This window comes from Halomonas campaniensis, assembly GCF_002211105.1.
GTDB classification, from domain to species: Bacteria; Pseudomonadota; Gammaproteobacteria; order Pseudomonadales; family Halomonadaceae; genus Vreelandella; species Vreelandella campaniensis_A.
Window position 1 is genome coordinate 886,944 of the sequence record NZ_JPUA01000034.1, and the last position, 23,881, is coordinate 910,824.

At 50.0% G+C, this 23,881-nt stretch carries 16 protein-coding genes; 14 read left to right on the top strand and 2 right to left on the bottom strand.

What is annotated here, in order from left to right; genetic code table 11:
* Positions 1-46: 46 nt before the first annotated feature.
* The 7 genes from JI62_RS16480 to JI62_RS16510 all read left to right on the top strand — a co-directional run bounded on the left by JI62_RS16480 (position 47) and on the right by JI62_RS16510 (position 11,279).
* Positions 47-2,386, top strand: coding sequence for a DUF4214 domain-containing protein (locus JI62_RS16480; protein ID WP_088701172.1), 2,340 nt, complete (start codon positions 47-49; stop codon positions 2,384-2,386).
* Between the two features lie 156 nt (positions 2,387-2,542).
* Positions 2,543-4,306, top strand: a complete 1,764-nt coding sequence (locus JI62_RS16485; RefSeq protein ID WP_088701173.1) for a type I secretion system permease/ATPase — start codon at positions 2,543-2,545, stop codon at positions 4,304-4,306.
* 1 nt (position 4,307) lies between these two features.
* Positions 4,308-5,687, top strand: coding sequence for an HlyD family type I secretion periplasmic adaptor subunit (locus JI62_RS16490; RefSeq protein ID WP_088701174.1), 1,380 nt, complete (start codon positions 4,308-4,310; stop codon positions 5,685-5,687).
* A complete protein-coding gene (locus JI62_RS16495) occupies positions 5,687-7,138 on the top strand; it encodes a TolC family outer membrane protein (RefSeq protein ID WP_088701175.1) in 1,452 nt (483 codons plus the stop codon). The genes JI62_RS16490 and JI62_RS16495 overlap by 1 nt, the downstream gene beginning before the upstream one ends.
* Before the next feature lie 9 nt (positions 7,139-7,147).
* Entirely contained in the window at positions 7,148-8,524 is a 1,377-nt protein-coding gene (locus JI62_RS16500) for an undecaprenyl-phosphate glucose phosphotransferase (protein ID WP_240513271.1), read from the top strand.
* A gap of 149 nt (positions 8,525-8,673) precedes the next feature.
* Positions 8,674-10,113 carry a mannose-1-phosphate guanylyltransferase/mannose-6-phosphate isomerase gene (locus JI62_RS16505; protein ID WP_088701177.1) on the top strand — a complete coding sequence of 480 codons (1,440 nt, stop codon included), beginning with the start codon at positions 8,674-8,676 and terminating at the stop codon, positions 10,111-10,113.
* Between the two features lie 50 nt (positions 10,114-10,163).
* Positions 10,164-11,279 (top strand): glycosyltransferase family 4 protein, encoded by a 1,116-nt coding sequence (locus JI62_RS16510; protein ID WP_088701178.1) that lies wholly within the window; start codon positions 10,164-10,166, stop codon positions 11,277-11,279.
* Here the strand turns inward: JI62_RS16510 and JI62_RS16515 are convergent.
* A complete protein-coding gene (locus JI62_RS16515) occupies positions 11,276-12,274 on the bottom strand; it encodes a hypothetical protein (RefSeq protein ID WP_088701179.1) in 999 nt (332 codons plus the stop codon). The genes JI62_RS16510 and JI62_RS16515 overlap by 4 nt on opposite strands.
* 27 nt (positions 12,275-12,301) lie before the next feature.
* Positions 12,302-13,705 carry an MBOAT family O-acyltransferase gene (locus tag JI62_RS16520; RefSeq protein WP_088701180.1) on the bottom strand — a complete coding sequence of 468 codons (1,404 nt, stop codon included), beginning with the start codon at positions 13,703-13,705 and terminating at the stop codon, positions 12,302-12,304.
* 193 nt (positions 13,706-13,898) lie between these two features.
* Here JI62_RS16520 and JI62_RS16525 point away from each other — a divergent pair, with 193 nt between their 5' ends.
* From JI62_RS16525 to gmd, 7 genes are all read left to right on the top strand, one after another.
* Positions 13,899-15,602, top strand: coding sequence for a DUF6311 domain-containing protein (locus JI62_RS16525; protein ID WP_088701181.1), 1,704 nt, complete (start codon positions 13,899-13,901; stop codon positions 15,600-15,602).
* On the top strand, positions 15,599-16,573 hold the full coding sequence (locus JI62_RS16530; RefSeq protein WP_088701182.1) for a glycosyltransferase family 2 protein: 975 nt from the start codon (positions 15,599-15,601) through the stop codon (positions 16,571-16,573). The genes JI62_RS16525 and JI62_RS16530 overlap by 4 nt, the downstream gene beginning before the upstream one ends.
* Positions 16,570-16,956, top strand: coding sequence for a GtrA family protein (locus JI62_RS16535; RefSeq protein ID WP_088701183.1), 387 nt, complete (start codon positions 16,570-16,572; stop codon positions 16,954-16,956). The genes JI62_RS16530 and JI62_RS16535 overlap by 4 nt, the downstream gene beginning before the upstream one ends.
* Positions 16,957-17,109: 153 nt before the next feature.
* On the top strand, positions 17,110-17,904 hold the full coding sequence (locus JI62_RS16540) for an ABC transporter permease (RefSeq protein WP_088701184.1): 795 nt from the start codon (positions 17,110-17,112) through the stop codon (positions 17,902-17,904).
* Positions 17,901-19,178, top strand: coding sequence for an ABC transporter ATP-binding protein (locus tag JI62_RS16545; protein ID WP_088701185.1), 1,278 nt, complete (start codon positions 17,901-17,903; stop codon positions 19,176-19,178). Before JI62_RS16540 ends, JI62_RS16545 begins: the two co-directional genes overlap by 4 nt.
* Entirely contained in the window at positions 19,178-22,669 is a 3,492-nt protein-coding gene (locus JI62_RS16550; RefSeq protein ID WP_088701186.1) for a glycosyltransferase, read from the top strand. Before JI62_RS16545 ends, JI62_RS16550 begins: the two co-directional genes overlap by 1 nt.
* 128 nt (positions 22,670-22,797) lie before the next feature.
* Positions 22,798-23,829, top strand: coding sequence for a GDP-mannose 4,6-dehydratase (gmd, locus tag JI62_RS16555; protein ID WP_088701187.1), 1,032 nt, complete (start codon positions 22,798-22,800; stop codon positions 23,827-23,829).
* The last annotated feature ends 52 nt before the right edge of the window (positions 23,830-23,881 follow it).

Sequence of the window (23,881 nt, forward strand, 5' to 3'; positions counted from 1 at the left end):
ATCTCACGTTTGCCTATTTTTTCACTGATTAAAAAAGGGAACCGCCATGAGTAATTTCCAGCTTCAACTCCTACACGCAGCCGATATGGAAGGGGGAGGGGGAGATCTGCTTAACGCACCCAATTTCGTTTCTATCGTGGATCACTTAGAAGATCAGTACGCCAATTCGCTTTTTGTCAGCTCGGGCGATTTAGTTCTGCCTGGGCCGTATTTGAACGCCGCCGCTGATTCAAGCTTACAAACGGCCTTCCAGGCAGCGGTTGAAGAGATTTATGGGCTAGAAGCGGGTTCCATGAGCGGAATCTTGGCGGCCTCTGGGCGTGTTGAGACTCTATTGATGGACTTGGTCGATGCAGCGGCCGTGACATTGGGCAATCATGAGTTCGACCTAGGCACTGATTTAATTGCTGCAATGATCGCTCCGGTGGTTAACGGCACTACGTCTGCTGAAGTTGAATGGCTGGGCTCGCAGTTCCCTTATCTCTCAGCCAACCTGGATTTCTCAGCTGATGCCGCCCTAAGCGGGCTGGCTACCGATGGGTTATTCAGCCAAGACGCTTTTCAAGCCACTTTGGAAGAGCTACTAGCTGGCGCTAGTAAGCCCAAGCTTGCCCCGGCGGTGATTGCCGAGCGTAGTGGTGAAAAAATTGGCATTATTGGCGTAACTACCCAAATCCTGGAGAGCATCTCTTCGCCAGGTGATGTAGACGTGCTGACGGGGGGAAGTAACGACATGCAGGCCCTGGCCGATCTGATTCAGCCAGTCATTGATGACCTGGAAGCGCAAGGCATCAATAAAATCATCCTCAGCTCGCACCTTCAGCAAATTCAGTTTGAAGAAGAGTTAGCGACTCTGCTGGATGGGGTCGATATCGTGATAGCGGGCGGTTCTAATAGTCTGCTGGCAGATCAAGAAGATCAAGACCGCGGCTTGTTCCCGGGAGCGGGCGAACCCTACGACTCTTACCCCATTGTTACCCAGGACGCATCAGGTAACGATGTCGTGATAGTGAATACTGACGGTGGTTGGCGCTACGTTGCCGAGCTAGTGGTGGAGTTTGACGAACAGGGGCGAATTATTGTCGATTCCATTGACGAGAACACTTCCGGCGTTTACGCCACTACTGACGAGCAAGTGGAAGCGTTATGGGGTGACTTGGCAAGTGCCTTTGCCGAAGGCACCAAAGGCAATATTGCTAATGATTTAGTCGGCTCAGTGGGTGAATTTGTCGCTGAGCAAGATGGTAACATTCTTGGCTTAACCGACGTTTATCTGGTCGGTGAGCGGGAAGCGGTGCGCACCGAAGAGACCAATCTGGGTAATCTAACGGCCGATGCCAACCTCTGGTATGCCAAGCAATTGGACGAAGACGTTGTGGTATCGTTCAAAAACGGCGGCGGTATTCGTGAACCGATTGGTAATGTCGTCGTAGAAGGAAGCGACAGCGAACCAAGCTACCAAGCACCAGGTGCCAATCCCGCCATAGGCAAGCCAGAGGGCGGCGTATCCCAGTTGGACGCAGCGTCATCACTTCGGTTTAACAATGACCTTACCATCCTCACTGTTACGCGCAGCAAACTGTTGGAGATTCTGGAACATGCGGTAGCCGCCTCAGCACCGGGTGTCACAGCAGGTCAGTTCGCTCAGGTGGGGGGGATTCAGTACAGCTATGATGACAGCCAGCCCGCTGGCGAGCGCATCCAAAATGCGGTCATTGTCAACGAAGATGGCAGCGCCAACGATGTAATCGCCGCTAATGGCCGCCTGGTAGGTAGTGCTGAAGAGACTGTCAAAGTCGTTACACTAGGCTTTTTGGCCGATGGCGGCGACGGCTACCCACTAGGTGAAGACAGCTACCAAAATCGGGTAGACCTTATGAGTGCCTTCGAGGATGACGGCCTGTTTGACTTCGCCGACAAAGGCACTGAGCAGGATGCCTTTGCTGAATACATGGCCAACATGTTCAGCGAAACACCGTTTAGTGAAGAAGAAACCCCTGCCAGCGAAGACCTGCGAATCCAAAACCTTGGTGAGCGCTCTGACGCTATTTTCGAGGCACCCGTCGACCCGCTGTTGCGCCTTTATGACGCAGCCTTTGACCGCGATGCGGACGGAAAAGGTCTAGGGTACTGGGTGGAGGTGAAAGGGGCGACGGGTCTAAGTGATATTGCCAATAGCTTTATTGCTTCAGCTGAGTTCAGTGAACAAAACGGAAATTTAGAAAATGAGGCCTTTGTTGAACTTATGTATTCAAATGTACTCGAAAGGGGGGCTGATTCAGCAGGGAAAGAGTACTGGCTGAATCAGTTGAATAATGGTGTCGATCAAGGCACCGTAATGGTTGGTTTTACAGAGTCAGATGAGAGCATGATGCTGTTTGGTTAGTTATTTATTTGCGGATCTCGGGTTGATAGATAGATAAATACCACCCCAATCAAGCAGTTTTTACTCTCATAACGCCCCTACCCTAGGCAGGGGCGTTTCTGTTATGCTGCCGCAATAATCTTCGCGTGACTTCTTTGATTCAACGGTGACCCCTCCATGGCAAAGCAACAGGAAGCGACGGATCTACAGCGTGCATTAAGCGCCTGTAAGGGTTCGTTTGTATCGGTGGGCTTTTTCAGCATGTTCGTCAATTTGCTCATGCTAGTTCCCCCCATGTATATGCTCCAAGTGTATGACCGCGTACTTACCACGCAAAGTCTCGATACGCTCATCATGTTAACGCTTGTCGTCGTCTTTCTTTTTATGGTGATGGGGGGGCTTGAGCTAGTTCGGTCAAGAATGTTGGTTAGGATAGGGAACCGATTAGATACCACGATTAATCAGCGTCTCTATGGCGCTATGTTTCGCCGTAGTCTAGTTGCACCAGGGTCTCAAAGCGCTCAGCCGCTAAATGACTTGACCAGCCTGCGACAGTTTCTTACTGGGAATGGCTTATTTGCCTTTTTTGACGCGCCTTGGGTGCCCGTTTATCTAGGCATTCTGTTTATTTTTCACCCATGGCTAGGCGTATTTGCCACCTGTGCAGGGATTATTTTGTTCGCGCTTGCAGTTGCTAATGAAAAATCTACTAAGACCCTACTTGCTGAAGCCAATAGCGAGCAAATTCAAGCTCAGAATCTTGCTAACTCTAACTTGCGAAACGCTGAAGTACTTCATGCTATGGGCATGCTGCCAGGCATTATGGGACGCTGGTCAAAGCGACATCATGAGTTCCTTGCTAAACAGTCACAAGCTAGTGACCGTGCAGGTGCCTTAACCAATACATCTAAAGTAATGCGCTTGCTCTTTCAGTCATTAATTCTTGGCCTGGGTGCGCTTTTAGTGCTCCAGGGTGAAATGACCCCCGGAATGATGATTGCCGCCTCTATCCTGATGGGGCGTGCGCTGGCACCTATCGATCAAATGATAGGTGGCTGGAAAGGCTTTGTCGCAGCACGTGGCGCTTATAGCCGATTAAACGAGCTATTGACGCAGATACCCGATGAGCAGCGTCATATGTCTCTGCCAGCGCCGAAAGGCATTATCGATGTAGAGAACGTAGCGGCTGCTCCTCCAGGTGCCCGTATGGCTACCATCCGGGGTATTAACTTTAGCGTCGCTAAAGGCGAGCATGTGGGCATTATTGGCCCAAGTGCGGCAGGTAAATCAACCCTTGCCCGCGTACTGCTAGGGATATGGCCAACGCAGGTTGGAGATGTAAGACTTGATGGTGGTGCGGTTAACCAATACAACCGTGACGAACTGGGCCCCCATATTGGCTACTTACCGCAGGATATCGAGCTCTTTGATGGCACTATCAGTGAAAATATTGCCCGTTTTGGGGATATTGATTCTGAAAAAGTGGTTGCTGCAGCCAAAAAGGCGGGTGTTCATGAAATGGTGCTAGAGCTTTCTAATGGTTATGACACCATTATTGGTTCTAACAGTGGTGCCCTCTCTGGTGGTCAACGTCAACGCTTAGGCCTGGCTCGTGCCTTATACGGCAATCCTGTTTTGGTCGTTTTAGACGAACCTAATGCCAACCTAGATGATGCTGGAGAGCGAGCGCTGAGCCAAGCAATCGCTCAGTTAAAAGCTGAAGGCACAACGCTATTTGTGATAAGCCACCGAACTAGTGTGTTGAAAAACATGGATAAGCTACTGGTGATGAAAGAAGGACAAGTAAGCATGTTTGGCTCTAGAGACGAAGTGCTTGCTCAGTTTGCTAAAAAACCGCGCCCCCAGGTTAACCAGCAAAGTGCTGCTCGTCTCTCTGCCATAGCAGGTGGGCGTGGCACTGGTGGCAGCGAGGAGTCGTAATATGAGCAACCGCAAAGATCAGCTCCCAGTTAAAAGCGAAATAGATGTAACACCACAAGGCCCTGCTACCATCGAAGGCGAGGCGCAAGAGAAGTTGCCAACCAGTGATAAAGGTTATCGTAGGCTTGGCTACGCTATTTTAGGTATAGCGCTTGGCGGATTCGTATTATGGTCTGTGACTGCCTCGTTGGCGGTGGCTGTTGTAGCCCCTGGCAATGTTTCTATGGAGTCTTTTAAGCGTACTGTTCAGCACCTTGAAGGGGGGATTGTTCGAGAGTTGTTGGTGCAAGATGGCGATAAGGTAGAAGCTGGGCAGCCACTGGTGATCTTGAGCGATACGCAGGCACGTTCGCAGTTGGAAATTGCTCAGTCACAGTACTTTATAAATCGTGCTATGGAGGTGCGCTTACTGGCAGAGCAGCAAGGGGCCGAAACGCTTGAGATGCCCGAAGAACTGATGTCGGTGGACAACGAAAGAATCCAGCAGGTAACGGCTGTTCAGCAAAGTCTGTTTCATGCACGTCGTCAATCACTGCTCAGTACACTCGACTCAATGGATCAGCAAATTATCCAAATGCAGGAGCAGATTGAAGGCCTAGAGGCGCGCGAACGAGTCAATAACCAGCGTATTAGCTCGTTGCGGTCTGAAGCAGAAGACTTTCGTTCGCTGTACCGTGAAGGGCTAGGCGACAACCAGCGGCTGCGTGAACTAGAACGACAAATACTGCAATACCAAGGCGATAATGCGGAGTTCCAATCTAATATTGCCCAATTACGTTCGCAAATCAGCGAAAACCGTATGCAAAAAGAGATTACTCAGCAAGAGTTTCAGGCTGAAGTGGGGGAGCAACTACGCAGTGCCCAGGCGCAAATAGCGGAAGCAGAGGAGCAAATTACCTCGTTGACCGACCAAGTGAATCGCACCGTGGTAAGTGCTCCTGTTTCAGGCACCATTGTGGGGCGTCAAGTTCATACTATTGGCGCGGTAGTTCGCCCAGGCGACACCATTATGGAAGTGGTGCCTTCTGATGATGGCTTTGTGGTAGAAGCTCGTGTACCTAATCGCGATATTGACAGCCTGTTTATAGGCCAGCTTGCTGAAATTCGTTTTTCTGCCTTCAATCAGCGATTAACAAACATTATTGATGGTGAAATTATTCACCTTAGTGCCGATAGTTTTGAAGATGAAGCGACTGGTCAGCGTTACTACAAAGCGCGCATTCGGGTAACTGATGAAGGAAAAGAAGATATGACCGAGCAGATGCATCTGCTTTCTGGGATGCCGGCCGAGGTCATGATTCGTACTGGTGAACGTACTTTTGCTAGCTACATTGCTAAGCCTGTTACCGACATGCTAGCTCGCGCTATCCGGGAGGATTAATGACACGGACGCCACGTTTTGCTCTTAGTGCGCTTGCACTGACTATCACGCTGTTAAGCCAGTCTGCATTAGCACAGAGCGATGTGCCTGCTGATCAGCAAGCCCTTAGCGAATTAGAAGCGCTTGCCAATAGCGAGTCAACGTCCCAAACGTTGCCTTCACTGCCTGATCTGTTTTCCAGGGCTCTACGCCATGACGCAGATCTTTCACGTCAGCGTTATGAGTTAGATGCCACTCGCGAAGAAGTGCCGATGGCGCGTTCTCAGCTTCTGCCACAAGTTAGTGCCTCAGGAGGCTATTTGTGGCAGGACTCATCGAATTCTCAAACGGTTGATGAGTTGAATTTGACAGGGGATGCCCCGCGGCCTGCTGAAATCGATGAAACCTATTACCAGGTTCAGCTTCAGCAACCACTGTTTAGCCTCGAACGTTGGCGCAAGATGGATGTTGCTAACGCTCAGGTTAGTGCCGCCGAATTACAGCTTGCCGTCGTTGAGCAAGAGTTGGCGCTGCAGGTTAGTGAAGCCTATATAAAAGCCTATTTAGCCTCCCAACGTTTAGGACTCTTAGAGTCTCAACAAGCTTCTCTTGAACTACAGGTACGCCAAGCGAGTCGAGCATTTGATCTAGGTGTTGGTAACCGTGTCGACTTGCTGGAAGCTCAATCTAGGTACGATCAGGCAGTATCCGACGCAGTTGAAGCTGAAAATGAGTTAGACAATGCGCTTAGCGAATTGGAACGCCTTACTGGTGTTACGCCACGGTTTCAACGTTCAGCTCCTGGTGAGCTGACCACTGTTACCCTCAATGGCGATATTGGTAATCCCGACGAATGGATTCCACGCACCAGCCAAAACCTAAGGGTATTATTAGCCCAGGAAGAGCAACAAGTTGCGCAAGCTAACACCAGCGTTAGGCGTTCGGGTTATTACCCTGAGGTAAATTTAACGCTTAGCTATTCGGATAGACAAAGTGAAGATTATCTTCGTGAAAGCGAAGATTACCGAGCCAATGTCGAGGTTAGTGTGCCAATTTATCGGGGCGGCTATACCAACGCAAGTGTTCGCCAAGGGGAAAAACGTATTGAAGCGGGCTTGGCTGCTTTGGACAACGAGCGCAACTTAGCCATACAAGAGGTGCGACAACGGATTAGGGCTCTCAATGGCGGCGAACGCCGCCTTGAAGCGCTCAATCAAGCCATTTCATCCAGTCAGCTGTTTTTAGAAGCTGCCGAGAAGGGTGAACAACTGGGGTTGAGGGATCTAGTGGATGTGCTTGATGCACGAGCAAGCCTCTATGATCAGCGTATTCAGTATGTCGACACAGTCGGTAACTATGCTTTGGATATGTTGTCACTTCACACTGCAGTGGGTAGCTTAGAAAGTGACGATCTTAATCGTATTATGTCGCTACTGGCCTCGTTGTCCACTTCATCGCAGGTAGCGCGGTAGTCAGCAACTATGGCCGTTATAAAAACAAGTCAAGGTAGCGAATGGTTGCGGCGCGCTATGCGCTGCTTTGACGCAGGTATCGCCACGTTAGTGGCATTGGTTGCCCTTTGGCTAATGCCCGATATCGATTCCGACGGCAATGATTACCTTTTTTTAATACTTATTGGCAGTTTATTACTGCCAGCAGTAGGCGAACTAATTGGACTCTACCAGCCATGGCGCGGGCGTAGCCTTTACACCATGCTCGGTATTTACCTCGCCACCTGGATTGCTACTATAGGCTTGCTCAGCCTATTGCTTGTCGCTATTCAAGGTACGCAGAGTTTTTCTCGGTTATGGATGGGGGTTTCTGCATTATCAGTTCTGGCAGTGGGCAGTATTATGCGTACCTTGCTGTATGGGTATTTAAGACGCCTGCGAGCAAAAGGGCACAATTTAAAGCGCGTGCTGCTAATCGGTAAAAAAGATAATATCGCGCTATTAGAAAAAAAAATCGTCGAAACGCCCCATGCTGGTTATGTAGTAGTAGGGCATTACGTAGATGAAGACGACACAACGTTTTTTCACAGAATGGCTGTTTTCGCAAAAGAAAATATATTTCAACGTGGTTTTGATGAAATATGGTTAGGCTATCCTTTGATCCAAGGTAATCGCGTTCGGCACTTAATGCGTTTACTTGCCGGTATTCCATCAAGTATCCGCTTTTTCCCCGATCTACCTGATATACGTTTTCTGAATCATCGCATTGCGCAGGTAGCAGGTCTTTACTCATTAGAGCTCAATTATACGCCTCTCAATGGCCCCATGCGTTTAGTTAAAGCCTTGGAAGATCGTGTGCTAGGCCTAGTGCTCTTTGTAATTTTTCTTCCTGTAATGTTGGTTGTGGCTGTCGCGATCAAATGGAGTATGGGTAGCCCGGTACTTTTTAAACAAGAGCGCCATGGTCTGGATGGTAAGCGTTTCAGAATTTACAAGTTTAGAACAATGCTCTTGCACGATGGTAGCCAAACCAAACAGGCATCACATTGTGATGAGCGGGTAACCCCGCTGGGGCGTTTTCTGCGACGTACTAGCCTGGATGAATTGCCTCAGCTATATAATGTTCTTCAGGGCCGCATGTCGCTGGTTGGGCCCAGGCCTCATGCAATGGATCATAACGATCACTACAAAGATCATATTGATATATATATGCAAAGACATCGGGTTAAACCGGGTATGACAGGTTGGGCTCAAGTCAATGGTCTACGAGGGATAACCGACGATGTAAAGCTTATGGAGAAGCGAGTAGAGTACGACCTATATTATATTGAACGATGGTCTTTAGGATTTGACTTGAAAATATTAACAATGACCTTGACTAAGGGTTTTGTTAACGGCCAGCCTTAAAAAAGAAAAGTACACTTATGGCTAATAATGAGTACTCTGCTAAAAATTTTGAAGTGAATTAGTGTTTAATGGCATGAGTATAAATGCTAAATGAAAATTTTAAGTTTGGATGCTGATAGCTGCCAAGTGGCTTGTCTCAAGGAGGATTTATGATTTTACCCGTAATTTTATCAGGTGGGTCAGGTTCACGCTTATGGCCAGTGTCTCGTGAGCATTACCCCAAGCAGTTTTTGAACCTGCATAAAGATGATGTTAGTTTGCTGCAAGAAGCGGCACTTCGCCTGAAGGATGTCGCCAATGCAGGCGCACCCATTATTGTATGTAACGAAGAACATCGTTTTTTAGTTGCCGAACAAATGCAGCAGGTCGGCTTCAAAGGTAGCCAAATTATACTAGAGCCCTGCGGTCGGAATACAGCACCCGCATTAGCAATTGCAGCGTTGGCTGCAGCTGAAGTAAACGTAGAAGCTGAATTGTTGGTAATGCCTGCTGATCACGTGATCAAAGATGTAACAGCATTCTCTGATGCGGTAGAAAAAGGCCATACGCTGAGTCAGCAAGGCAAGCTAGTGACGTTTGGTATTACGCCAGCTTCGCCGCACACAGGTTATGGATACATAAAGCGCGGTTCAGCACTGAGTGAAGGATTCGCCGTTGAAGCGTTTGTCGAAAAGCCGGATTTAGCCGCTGCTGAAAGCTATTTAAAAACCGGTGACTACCTCTGGAATAGTGGAATATTTTTATTTAAAGCCAGCAGCTACTTAGAAGCATTAAAGCAGTATGCGCCTGATATCCTAACGTCTTGCCAAGCCGCCTACCAAGCGCGCACAGAAGACATGGACTTTTTGCGCATTGAAGCGGCATCGTTTGCCCAATGCAGAAATGAGTCCATAGATTATGCGGTGATGGAACACACCAAGCAGGCAGCCGTTGTGCCTATGTCACCTGGCTGGAGTGACATAGGTGCTTGGGACGCGCTCCACGAACTGCGTTCTATCGAGGACAAGCAGAGCGGCAACGTCGTGCATGGCGATGTGATGCTCCATGAAACCCAGAACAGCTTGGTTTATAGCGATTCACGTTTAGTGGCGGCTGTCGGCGTTAAAGATCTGATCATCGTCGAAACCGACGATGCCGTGTTAGTTGCTGACCGCCATCAGGCTCAGGATACAAAATTAATCGTTAATGCCCTTAAAGCTGCGGGGCGTAAAGAGTTTCAGTCGCACCAACAGGTTTATCGACCCTGGGGGCATTACCGCACCATGGTATTAACGGATAGCTTTCAGGTGAAAGAAATAGTCGTTAATCCAGGCGGCAAGCTCTCCTTGCAAATGCACCACCATCGTGCGGAGCACTGGGTGGTTGTGCAAGGCACCGCGCAGGTTACTCAGGGTGAAGGGCATGGGGATATATCGAAGTTGCGCAGCTTTTTGTTGTCTGAAGATGAGTCCACCTATATACCATTAGGCACAGTGCACTGTCTTGAAAACCCCGGTGTGATACCTCTCAAGCTGATTGAAGTGCAAACCGGTTCCTACCTTGGGGAAGACGACATCGTCCGTTATAACGACAAATATGGTCGAGAATAAGCACCGAGGCGAAAAAAGCGTGTGGTTACAAATAGGAGCAAAATGCTGTAATGAAAGTCGCCATTGTCCACGACTGGCTGACCACCTGGGCTGGTGCCGAAAAAGCGCTGGCCGAGTTGCTCAACTGTTTCCCTCAAGCTGAGATATTTACCACCGTCAATTTTCTCTCCGAGGATGCTAACTCTACCCTTGAGCGTCATGTTATCCACACCAGTTTTATTCAGCGATTGCCCTTTGCAAAAAAGCGCTACAGGCAATATTTGCCACTCATGCCGTTAGCGGTAGAGCAGTTCGATCTCAAGGGGTTCGACCTGATTCTATCCAGCAGCCATGCAGTAGCCAAAGGAGTGATATCCGACCCCGGCGCGGTGCATATCTGCTACTGCTACAGCCCCATGCGGTACGCCTGGGACATGCAGCACCAGTACTTACGTCAGTCTGGTAAAGAGAAGGGCCTGTTAAGCTGGTTAATGCGTTGGCAGCTTCATCGCCTACGTCAATGGGACTTCATAAGTGCTCAGCGCGTTGACCACTTTGTGGCTATTTCTAATTATATAAAGCGGCGCATTGAAACCTGTTATCGTCGGGAGGCCGAAGTAATTTATCCACCGGTAGATGTGGATAAGTTTTGCTATGACCGTCCAAGGGAAAAATTTTATCTAACCGCTTCACGGATGGTGCCTTATAAGCGTATTGATCTGGTCATAGAGGCTTTCAATAAAACTCCAGAAAGGCAGCTAATTGTGATTGGCGATGGGCCAGATTATGCCAAGCTGGCATCGCTAGCAGGCCCAAATGTAACGCTTATGGGGTATCAGCCCGATCACATATTAGTGGATCATTTGGAGCGAACCCAGGCCTTTATTTTTATGGCTGAGGAAGACTTTGGAATACTGCCTGTGGAGGCTCAGGCTGCTGGAGCCCCGGTAATTGGCTATGGTGTCGGAGGATTAACTGAAACAACGCTGAACAACGTCTCAGGCCTCTGGGTTGAAGAGCAGAGCAGCAAAGCGCTGGTTGAATGTCTGCAACAATTTGAAGCACTTAAGCGCGACAATGAAGCAGCCTTCTCGCCTAAAGTGTGTAGGAAAAATGCAGAGCGGTTTGCCACGGCGAATTTTACCCAAGCAATCCAGTCGCTGGTGAAGCAACACCTGTCCCGCTAGTTGACATCTGTTAAGCCTTGATAAAACTGTTCACACTTCAGCATCGGTTGGCTACCTAGCCAGCCGATGATCTGACGTGTGTAATCCAGCCGTGCCTCGTCTACTAAATGGAAATTAGTGTCAAAGAAATCGTTGGCATCGCGCATAGCAGCTCTGGGCTTGCCTACCCAAAAAAGACCTTCTGCTGTGGCTATTTGGGGTAATGTTTCATAAAAATGTGCTTCGGTAAAAGAGTCCACATAGCTTCGCTGGAACAACATAGGGGGCGGCAAAAACACCGGGCAGGCGCCTTTTGCAAGCAATTCATTGCGAAAGCGACGTAGCCGTTCCCAATCAAAGCTACCGTCTCGCAATGCCTTGCCATAGGTTTCAGCAGGTAAAGAGTTCAAAAAATTCCAGTGACGCTCTTCACGCCGTGCACGCTCGGTGCCTATTTGATCGCCATGCTCATTCTGATGCTGGACACCATAATCACCGTTTACGGTGAAGCCCTCTGGGAGCCCGCGGTAACCTTCTAGAATTCGTGTAAAGGGTGTTTTAACGACCACCTCAAGCGTTCGCTTGAGAGGTAATTGCAGCAGGGTGCTAGGGTAGCTGTTTGCCCAATGTATCAGCGCGCTTGAAACCGCCTCTTCCCGGTTATACAGCGGATATTCAAGGGGTAGAAGTACCAAATCTCCTGGGCGGATACTGTTTTCAGCGCTGCTTAAAATTACAGGCAGAGAGATGCCAGCATTGACACCAAAATTAACGGCGGGGCGATCATAAGTTTCTTCCAAGTAAGTACTGTTAATCCCAAACATCGCGCCAGAACCAGCCAGCACCACTATTTTGGGGGACGCTAACGCATCAGCGATTTCCTGTTTATAGTTGATCGATTCAATAATCCACTCATTGTTAGGGTGAGGCCGTCCCAACTGCCCAGCCCAAAAAATTACCCACAACGTGAGAATGGCTAAACCGCCAGCGGCCATCCCTGTTAAAAACCGTACCATTTAAAATTCCTTTAGGAGGGCGTAGGACTAAAAGTTAAAATAAAGAAAAGCCTGGCTGGGCAGATCCTGCATTGCTTTCATCACTACTAATAATACCCCGCCAGCGACGACGCCTTGCCAAAAATAGTGGCGAGGTTGGTTCAGCTGCTTCACCCACGCCATACTATTTGGCATTACCAACACAATTAGCGTTGCCACTATGATAAGCAGTCCAGGTGAGCGTAGAGACATGGCCCCTTGGCCTAGGGTGCTTACAAGCTCACCAAGCGCCCCCCACTCCCATACTGTCAGGCCTGAATAGAGAGACCAAGTGTGTTCAAGACTGGTTGCTCGGAAAGGCACCCAGGCGAGCATTACAGTACAAAAGGTCAAAAGCCAGCCAGCGGTTTTGGGCATGCGAAATAGGCTAAATTGCCGCCATAAAACCATTACGGCTAATAAAGCCCCATGCATACCCCCCCATAACAAAAACTGCCAGCCTGCACCATGCCAAAGCCCTCCTAACAGCATCGTTATGAATAACGCAAATAAGTGGCGTGGTAAGCCGTGTTTGCTACCTCCGAGGGGAACATACAAGTAATCGCGAAGAAAACGTGAAAGCGTTATATGCCAGCGTCGCCAAAATGTTTGAATGTCGCTCGCTTGGTAGGGGGAAGCAAAATTTTCGGGCAGCTTTATGCCAAACAGTAACGCTAGGCCAATGGCCATATCCGCATAGCCTGAAAAATCAAAATAGAGCTGTAAACCATATGACCAGCCCGCCAAAAGCGTATCACCTGCGACGATTGAGCTCGCGGGGGTGTTATAAAGGTGCTCCACATAAGGTGCCAAATTGTCGGCAATTATTAACTTTTTAGCCAGCCCAAGGATGAGTAACAGCAGGCCACACCGAACAGCTGAAGAGCTTGGCGCCTGTAAACGCGCAAGCTGAGGAGCTAAATCTCGGTAATGAACAATAGGGCCGGCAATCAGCTGTGGGAAAAAGCTAACAAACACGCCGTAAATTGAGAGCGGCCCTCTTTGAATAACCCCTTGGCGAATATCGACTAAGAAAGCAATTTGCTGAAAGGTAAAGAAAGAAATTCCCAGCGGCAGCACCAAAGGGCTAAACGCTTGCGGTGGGAGGGCAGCGAATGAAAGGAAAAAAACGGAATACTTAAACCAGCCCAGCAGCGCTAGGTTGAAACCAACGCCCAGCCATAGCCAAGTCCGGCTTGGCCTGGATACATAGCCAGCCAGCCAATAGTTAACGACAATACTGCCCACTAAAAGCGGGAGTAGCGTAATGTCCCATACGCCATAAAAGGCAAAGGACGCCAGCCCCAACCAGCCAAGTAATAAGCGCTGATTAGCATATAATGACAATAGCCAAAAAATTAGCCAAGTAGTGGGTAAAAAAATAAAGAGAAACTCAGGTGTGCTAAAGATCATGCCGCAGGCGCTCACTCAAGGGCGGGTTGAATGGTTTAGAGTAATAAAATAGAGCCAATAGTAAACGGCGCGCAGCATAGCATACCTGATAGTCGCCCTGTGTTAGTGGTAAGGCAATGCCATGTGCGCCGTACGCCGACTATTGGTAATATACCCGCTTCCAGAAATCTCCCCATGCTCAAAGGTCTTGGAAATGGATATCCGCCCCCGCGTTACAATAGCGCTTGCTGCCAGCATCGCTGGTCTGCTGGCAAGCTACCTCTATGCGGGTATTCTCAATCCGTTGCAAGTGGAGTGGCTATTGCAAGAAGGTGATTTGCTTCAGCACTTCCTTGGTTGGCACTACTACCGCCATGAGGAGTGGAGCTGGCCAATTGGCGCTCTACACACCTTCGGCACAGAAGTACGCAGCAGTATTGTATTTACCGACTCTCTGCCATTGATTGCCATTCCCCTGAAGTTAATCCAGGCATGGCTGCCGGATCCATTTCAATATCAGGGATTAGCCTCATGGGGCCACGTGGTGCTCAATGCCACTGCTGCCAGCTGTATTTTCAGCCGTTTTAGAATGCCTGCGCTCGTGGTGATTGCGTTCAGCCTTATGGTTGCCTTCATGCCCAACGTGCTCTTCCGTGGGCCTGGGGGGGCAGGGCACGAATCGTTAATGGGGCATTGGACATTTTTATTCGCCATCTACTTAGTGCTCTTTCGCCAAGACACGGGCTGGGGAACTCGTAGCCAGTGGGGATTATTGTTGACGGTGGCAGTGATGGTGCATTTTTATCTGTTTCTGCTGGTGGGTATATTCTGGGGGGTATGGTGGCTGCTGGGCAGCATAGAGCGATATCATTTCTATATCCAACATAACCTAAAGAAGCGTTGGTGGCTGGGTTGGGGAAGCTATAGCTTGCTGCAGCCGTTATTTATCTTATGGGTAATGTGGGCCGTAGGATATCTGCATAGCAGTGGTGATTCACCAGGTGCAGGCGGGTTCGGGTTTTATTCGGCAGAGCTTGCGACCTATTTTAATGCCTACAGCTACCTGCCTGGCATTGCTAGTGCATCTGCGCTGCTTCCTTCCTGGGTGCCTAGTATTGTCGGTCAGTATGAAGGCATGGCCTATACTGGAATGGGCGTATTAGCACTGTGGATAGGGGCGCTGCTACTTTATATCAAGCAGCCTCTGCGCATATCCGCTGAGTATAAGTGGCAGCTTTATGGCTTGGCAGTACTGGCAGTGGGCCTATTCGTTTTTGCATTAAGTAATAAAATAGTTATTGGTTCATACGCAGTCAGTTTACCTTTGCCCTGGCCTGAACCGCTGCGCGCTATTTTACGCGCTAGTGGAAGAATGGTCTGGGTGCTCATGTACTTGGCTATTTTTGCGGCTGCGCTTGTATTTGCACGGCGCCTAGCACCCCGCCCCTTCATAATAGTCGCTTATGCTATCCTGGCTCTACAGTTCTTCGATTTGTATCACTGGCACCGCTACTTTCATGAGCGCAGCCAAGAAGCCAACGCTTACCGCATGGTAGAAGACCCACGCTTTGTTGGCTGGCAAACCCCCGCGCTGCAGCAAGCGTTAAGCCGGCGCCAGGCACTGCACATCTCCCACGCTGATGATATTGTCGGTATGCTGCCACTCGCTTGGTTAGCAGGCCAGCACCATATGACAATCAACGTCGCCTATGTGGCACGCATTACGCTGCCCATTATTCGTCAGGCATCAGCCTCCTCTTTGCAAGCGCTGTCGGTGGGACAGCTTAACCCTGACGTGATGTATGCCATCACCAGCCCTGAGACAGCGCAAAATACCTGTGCCTTCGCTAATGTACAGTGTGTCGCTACACCCATGGCGACTTTCGCTTGGCAACCAACACCTGAGGAAACGAAATGAGCAACGCCAGTTGGCGCCTAAGTATTATTGTGCCCGTGTTAAACGAACGTGACTCATTGCAGTCGTTTATTGCTCAGGTACTACCGGTGCTGGAGTCCTGTACCCCAGCATTCGAGGTTCTATTTATCGACGACGGTTCTACCGATGAAACCCTTGCTCAATTAAAAGTGCTTAATCAGCAGGATGCACGCATACGCTTTGTTTCTTTCAGTCGTAATTTTGGCAAAGAAGCCGCTTTGACCGCAGGGCTGGCCCACGCGCAAGGCGATGCTGTTATTCCTATGGATGTTGACCTTCAGGATCCGCCTGAACTGATCCCCGAGTTTGTGCGCCTTTGGCGTGAAGAAAACTACGATATGGTATACGGCGTGCGTGCCTCACGCCCCGAAGACTCTGCTGTTAAGCGCACTACTGCCAAAGGCTTTTACCGCCTATTTAACCGCATTACTCACTCCCCTATTCCAGGCAATGCAGGTGATTACCGGCTGATGTCTCGTCGAGTAGTTAATGTGTTGTTACAGCTACCCGAACGCAATCGCTTTATGAAAGGGCTTTACGCCTGGACCGGGTTCAAATCAAAAGGTGTGCCGTACCAGCGTCCCTCACGTCATTCAGGCGAAAGCAAGTTCGGTTTTTGGAAACTGTGGAACTTTGCCCTGGATGGTTTGGTGGGATTTAGCTCGATTCCACTGCGCGTATGGAGCTATGTAGGGGCAGGTGTTGCTCTAATTGCCTTTGTCTATATGCTGATTTTGATAGCCAGCGTACTACTTGGTGGGCGTGATGTGCCAGGTTATGCATCGTTGATGAGCGTAGTGCTTTTCTTCGGTGGTATGCAGTTACTCTCGATTGGCATACTGGGTGAATACATCGCACGGTTGTTTATTGAAGTAAAAGGCCGCCCGCTTTACGTAGTGCAGGAGGCCTCCAGATCCGCAGCGAACGAACAACCCTCGGCCATTGGCGGATGAGTAAAACTCGCGCGGAAGCTCTACAAGCCCTGCGTTTTATCGCCGTTGGAGGTGTCGCTACAGCTACCCACATGGCAGTGGCCACGCTGCTGTATGCTTTAATGCATGGCCGAGCCATAGCTCTTGCCAATTTTATCGCTTGGCTAGTCGCATTTAGCGTCTCGTTTTGGGGCCACCAGCGGGTTACCTTTAAACGACAAACCACCTTACACCGTTTTCTGCTGATGTCGTTAACAGGACTAGGGATAAACTACGCTGCATTAGGGCTATTGTTGCTCACGCCGTTGTCCCCTTTGCTAGCCATGTTAATCGCCATTGCTATTGCCGCAGTGAGTACCTACATACTGGCAAAGCATCACACTTTCGCTCTACCCAAACAGTAAGTGGAGCTGAAGTAAGTGCCATAGGGAGGAACTTACGAGGCAGGGCGCTGCCAGTAACGGTGGTGTCCAATAAGCGCTTGGCTTACCATGGCGCCCTTTGAGACTAATTTACTTAAGTCAATAACGGCTCATTACGCGTAAAAAGGTAACGGAATGCTGGAATCCCTAAAAGGGGCATGGCGCTATCGCCAGTTTATTGCCACATCGATTCGCCACGAGCTGGTGACACGTTTTGCGCGTAGCCGAATCGGCGGTGCCTGGATGATAATTCACCCGCTTTCAATGGTGCTTATTTACGCGCTAATTCTTTCCGCTGTACTGTCTGCCAAATTGCCCGGTATCGAGAGTCAATACGCCTACGCCATTTACCTAACGGCGGGGATGCTTGGCTGGAGCCTATTTAGCGAAATACTCAATCGCTGCTTAGGCGTGTTTATTGAAAATGCCAACCTGATGAAAAAGCTCGTGTTTCCTAAAATCGCGCTACCGGTAATCATTACGGGCTCATGCTTGATCAATAATCTTGCCTTGTTTGCGGTGATTTTGGTCGTGTTTGCCGTGCTTGGGCACTTTACCCCCAGTACTTTGCTATGGGTGCCTGTACTTACCGGCATAACCGTGCTGTTGGCGCTAGGGTTGGGATTAATGCTGGGCATTTTGAACGTCTTTATTCGCGATATTGGTCAACTGATGCCGATTGTGCTTCAGTTTTTATTTTGGTTTACCCCGGTGGTATATCCTGCAGAAATTGTCCCTCCTTCTCTGCAGGCAATCTTGTCCTTCAATCCTCTTTTTCACTTGGTAGGTGCTTACCATAATGTACTGGCCTACGGCCAAGCACCTTCGATCCCCGCCCTGGCGGGCTTAACGCTCTTGGGTGCTGGGTTAGTGTTTCTCAGCGCGTTGCTTTTCCGCAAAGCCAGCCCGGAAATGGTGGATGCTCTATGAACCGCACCACCAACGTAACCCCGAAGCCGTTATTGGAAGTGCGTGAACTAGGCAAAGCGTATCGCCGTTACCGCAATGAGCTTATGCGTGTAGTTAGCTGGTTCAGCACGGTTCAACCCCAAGAAGAGACTTGGATACTGCGCGATATCAATTTTGATGTCGCCCAGGGTGAGGCTGTAGGCATCGTGGGGCAAAACGGCGCAGGTAAAAGCACGTTGCTTAAGATGATAACGGGTACGCTGCGTCCCTCTGAGGGATATATACGTACTCATGGTCGCGTAGCCGCTATTTTAGAGCTGGGAATGGGCTTTAATGGTGAGCTAACCGGTAGGCAAAATGTACTGCACTCGGCGGGGTTGATGGGGTTCACTCACGCACAAGTTGATGCCGCCATGGACGATATAGAAGCCTTTGCAGAAATAGGGGAGTACTTCGACCAGCCAATGCGGGTCTATTCGAGTGGTATGCAAATGCGTGTTGCTTTCTCAGTCGCCACTGCCTTCCGCCCTGAAATTTTGATTGTTGATGAAGCGCTTTCAGTGGGTGATGCGTATTTCCAACACAAAAGTTTTGACCGCATTCGCGAGTTCCAGCGTCAAGGCACTTCGCTGTTGATAGTTTCCCATGACAAGGCGGCCATACAGAGCCTCTGTGACCGGGCTATCTTGTTAGAGCAGGGCAGGGTACTACAGGATGGTATGCCCCAAGATATCATGGATTACTATAATGCCATTATTGCTAAAAAAGAGAACGATAAAGTAGAAATCACCCCTCTAGACAGTGGGCAAATTCAAACCCGTTCAGGGTCAGGTGAGGCTAGTATAAGGCAGGTAAGCCTACATGCTGCTAGTGGCAATCCACTGGATGTTGTCGATGTCGGGCAGGAAGTCGAACTGCGGATCACCGTGGCCATTAGCGCTGACCTGCCAGAGCTAGTGATAGGCTATAAGCTTAAAGATCGTGTAGGCCAAGATGTGTTTGGCACTAATACTTGGCACACTCATCAAGTCGAACGGGAGCTAAGCGCTGGCGAAACGCTCACCTATCGCATGCGCTTCAATGCGAATCTTGGCCCTGGTAGTTATTCTGTGTCGCTTTCCCTACACAGCAGCGATACTCACTTGACTCACAACTATCAATGGGTCGATCACGCGCTGGTGTTCCAAATGGTCAATATGGAAAAAGACTTCTTTTTGGGCAGCAGTTGGATCATGCCCACTATCGAGTGCGAGCGGCAAACCGCGAAAAGTTCAGAATCTAACGAGTCAGTTTAATGGATTTTTATACCCGTTTTACCAACCACTTTCGCGGCGAGAAAGGCGCTATTAAAGATCGCTTAACGGTGTATATACCACTGTTGGCGCCCATTATGGCGCGTTACCCCGAGGCTCAGGTGGTCGACTTAGGCTCAGGTCGGGGCGAGTGGTTGGAACTAATGCAGGAAAATGGCTGGCCCGCCAAAGGTATCGATACCAACGAAAGCATGGCCAAGGCGTGTAATGAAAGCGGCCTGTACGTTGAAGTGAATGACGCGCTAACCGCCCTGGAGCAAACCCCGACAAATACCCTGGCAGCGGTAACTGGCTTTCACATTGCCGAGCATATTCCGTTCGATAGCTTGGTCACGCTGATTCAAGAAGTGCATCGAGCGTTAGTGCCGGGTGGGGTGCTAATTCTCGAAACTCCCAATCCCGAAAACCTAACCGTTGGGTTGTGGAGCTTCTATCTTGATCCTACCCATCTACACCCGCTGCCACCACCGTTGTTGCATTTTGTGGCTACCGATACTGGCTACGCTAAAGCTAATATTTTGCGTCTAAACGGCCCGAAGCCTCCAGAAGAGGGCGTCCCGTTGCGCCATTACCTGGATTGGGTGGTCTCCGCCTATCCCGATTACGCACTTATTGCACATAAGCAAGCCGATGAAGCCAGCGCCCCTTGGTTTGACTACCTGGATAAGCTAACTGAGTCTCAGCAAGGCACGTTGGAGACCCTGGCCGCCAAAATTGAGGAGCAAACCGAGCAGCTAGCGCGATGCCAGCAACAATTGGTCAAGTACGATCAAGTAGCTCAAGAAAAGCAGCTATTAGAGCAGCACAATGCCCACTTGGAACATCACCTTAACAGCGTACTCCAGAGTCGCTCATGGCGTATAACCTTGCCACTACGCCAGGTAATGGGCTGGAAGCGGGGATCCGCTCAGTCTTTCGGAAAACTTTTGCGCCGCCTGGCACAAATACCCTGGTTAAAACGGCTGGCACTTAAGGTGCTTAATCGCTTTCCGGCTCTGAAGGTGCGGGTTTTAAAGCGCATGGCTGCTAGTGAAGGATTGTTTAGTCGAGCGGGACAGCTCCGCGAAGAGGACTTCAAAAACTTAGATGCTGACGTAACTGCCGCTGTACGCCAGGAGGCGCTAACACTTCGCGATGCTACGTTAGCCGATAAGTCCTTGGTTCCAAAAGGTATTCGCCTAGAAGGTCATATTAATGGTAGCTACAGCCTCGCCTCGGTAAACCGGCACCTGTTAAATCGGCTGCATGCCAGTGAGCATTCGCCGGTGCTGTGGTTAGTCCCTCACGAGTCCAGCCTAGAGTGCCAAGTTCGCAACACGCCTGGTGGCGAAGAAGAAACCGCTCAGCTAAATACTCTTACTGACCCTTCTGCGTGGCAGACATTAGCACCGGAACAGCGCGTCGCGCTTTACCATCACTATCCACTAATTAAACCTGATCCCCGCTTTGAACTGCCGGTCGCCCTGTTCTTCTGGGAAGAGTCCTGGGTGCCAAGCGACATGGTTGACACTCTGAATCAACATTATGCTGGGGTAATTGTCACTGCTTGGTTCGTGAAAAAAGTACTCATGGACAGTGGCTGTAAACTACCTATCCACGTGATTGCGCTGCCGCTGGTGGCTAATCCACATGCTATACAGAGTAGTGCAAATGACCTTGCTCAGGTTGCACAGCAGCAGACCGTTAATTTGCTACACATCTCCTCCGCCTTTCCGCGTAAAGGCGTAGACGTGCTGCTGCAAGCCTTTGAACAGCTTGCAGCTCAGGATTCTCAGTTAAAACTAACCTTAAAAACTTTCCCTAATCCTCACAACCAGGTAGATGTTTGGGTAGAGCAATACGTTAGCGAACAGCACCGTGATCGCCTGCATATCATTATGGAAGATTTTGACGCTGCACAAATGGCTGCGCTCTACCAAGCGGCTGATATCGTGGTGCTTCCCAGCAGGGGCGAAGGTCTCAACATGCCTGCCATTGAAGCAGGAGAGTTCTCCCGTATGCTGGTAGTTACCGGCTACGGTGCTCATACCGATTTTGCCCCGGCCCAATGCTCTGGGTGGATAAACTACTGTTTTGACCATGCTCAATCCCACTTTAGCGCAGGCGAAGCGGTATGGTCAGAGCCTAGTGTGACAAGCGTTGTAGAGCAGGTACAGCAACATGTACAAGCACTCCGCCACGGCGGCGAAAGGGCCTTAGGGCACGCCGACGAGCTACACAATGCCATGCAGGCGCGCTTTTTCTCGACCTCTGCTGTGGATTCCGTATTGGGCGCTCTCGGTCGCCTACAGACGGCTGCCCGGCAGCCCCTGCCGCCGCTTTCAATAAGTCTGTATTCAAGTTGGGATGAGCCCTGCGGTATTGCTCAATATAGTGCCCATTTGGTCAGCGCCCTTGGAGAAGTCGATCCCGCTTTTACCTGCGATATCTCTGCTCCACGGTTTAGTAAAGGCCAGCAGCCCAAACCAAACGAACAGGAAAATCAGTTGCACGTGAGCCGTAATTGGCAGCGTGGTCAAAGTCCTACGCTTGTAGGCGCAGTTGGCAGCGTAATATGGCTGCAGCACCACTTCGCATTTTATGAGCTGGATAGTGACCTGCAAAAACAAGTACAGCAGTGTCGTCGCAAGGGACAACGGGTATACATTACCCTGCACACTACTCGTCCCGTGATCGACTTTGACAGCGCGCGTCGTCGCACTGTGGCCGCCACACTAGCTACTTTTGATCGAGTGTTTGTCCATACTATAGATGATCTAAACTATCTAAAACGTATTGGTTTAACCGACAACGTTACTCAACTACCCCAGGGGGTAGATGCCTGCCAATACGCTCCGGCTTCTGCAGGCAGCCAGGCACCTATTATTGGTAGCTTCGGCTTCCTGCTACCTCATAAAGGGGTAAATACGCTAATTGAAGCTTTCGCCGCTCTGCGTAAGCAGGAGGCAGTGCCGGTAGGTGCCACCTTGCGTTTGGTAACCTCAGTGCGTGATGAGCCTAGCTCACAAGAGGAGCTAGCTCGCTGTCAGCGTACTGCTCAGCGCTTGGGTATAGAAAATCATATTGAGTGGGTCACCGACTTTCTGCCGCTGGAAGAGGCTCAGCGCTACCTGGCAGAGTGCAGCGCAGTGGTACTGCCGTACCAGTACACTCAGGAGTCCAGCAGTGCGGCGGTACGTACAGCGGTGGCGGCGTGCCCGAACATCCTGACCACGCCCGCTCCCATCTTTGACGAAGTAAAAGACATCGTATGGCAAACCAGAGGCTTCGATAGTCATGATATTGCCGAAGGGATTACCCGTGTGCTGAATGCACCAGAGTCCAAAAGGGATGAATACCACAAAGCCCGTGGACAATGGCTAACCCAGCGCGATTGGTTAACGCTTGCAAATCGCTACCATGGTTTGCTCAGCGCGGCGCTAGTGGATAACTTGCTGCTTCAAACGGCTGAGTTAAATCAGGTTGACACCTAAAGTGAGCCCGCCACAATACTTAACGCACTTGACTACCGCAGAGACAGCCAATATCCGATTGCGTTGGCCGTGAGCTGACGATGAAAAACCAATTGTGAAAAACTTACTATGAAGAAAGGAACTGCGTCATGAACGCTATCGTGACAGGAATAACGGGCCAGGACGGCGCCTACCTTGCCGAGTTACTGCTTGAAAAAGGCTATACCGTGTACGGCACTTACCGCCGTACCAGCTCTGTTAACTTTTGGCGTATAGAGGAGTTGGGCATAGAGAACCACCCCAACTTGCATCTGGTGGAGTATGACCTTACCGATTTATCCTCCAGCATTCGCTTGGTGCAGCAGTGTAAACCAAGCGAAATTTATAACCTTGCTGCTCAAAGCTTTGTAGGCGTCTCGTTTGATCAGCCTATAACGACGGCTGAAATAACTGGGTTAGGAGCGGTGAATTTGCTGGAAGCGATCCGTATTGTGGATACCTCTATCCGCTTCTACCAAGCTTCAACGTCGGAAATGTTTGGCAAAGTACAACAAGTGCCGCAAACCGAAGTCACTCCCTTCTACCCACGCAGCCCTTATGGCGTGGCAAAACTCTACGCCCACTGGATGACAATCAATTACCGCGAGTCCTATAACATCTTCGCCACCAGCGGCATTCTGTTTAACCACGAATCGCCTCTGCGCGGTCGCGAGTTTGTCACCCGCAAAATTACCGATGGCGTTGCTCGTATAAAGCTAGGCAAACAAACTCACTTGGCCCTGGGTAATCTGGATGCCAAGCGTGACTGGGGTTACGCCAAAGAGTATGTAGAAGGGATGTGGCGCATGCTACAAGCTGACACGCCGGACACCTATGTGCTTGCCACCAATCGTACCGAAACCGTGCGCGACTTCGTCACCCTGGCGTTTAAAGCGGCTGACATTGAACTACGCTGGGAAGGTGAAGCTGAACAAGAAATCGCCACGGATATTGCCACCGGTGATGTCGTGGTGGTGATAGACCCACAATTTTATCGCCCATCAGAAGTAGAGCTGCTCATAGGTAATCCTGCCAAGGCCACCAATGAGCTAGGCTGGCAGCCGCAAACTAGCCTAGAGACGCTATGCAAAATGATGGTCGATGCGGATCTAGAGCGGGTTAAAAACGGCACTAGCGCATAATTCATCAAAAATCAACTTAGCGCTAGTTGCTGCTTCGGTTTAGTACGTATGC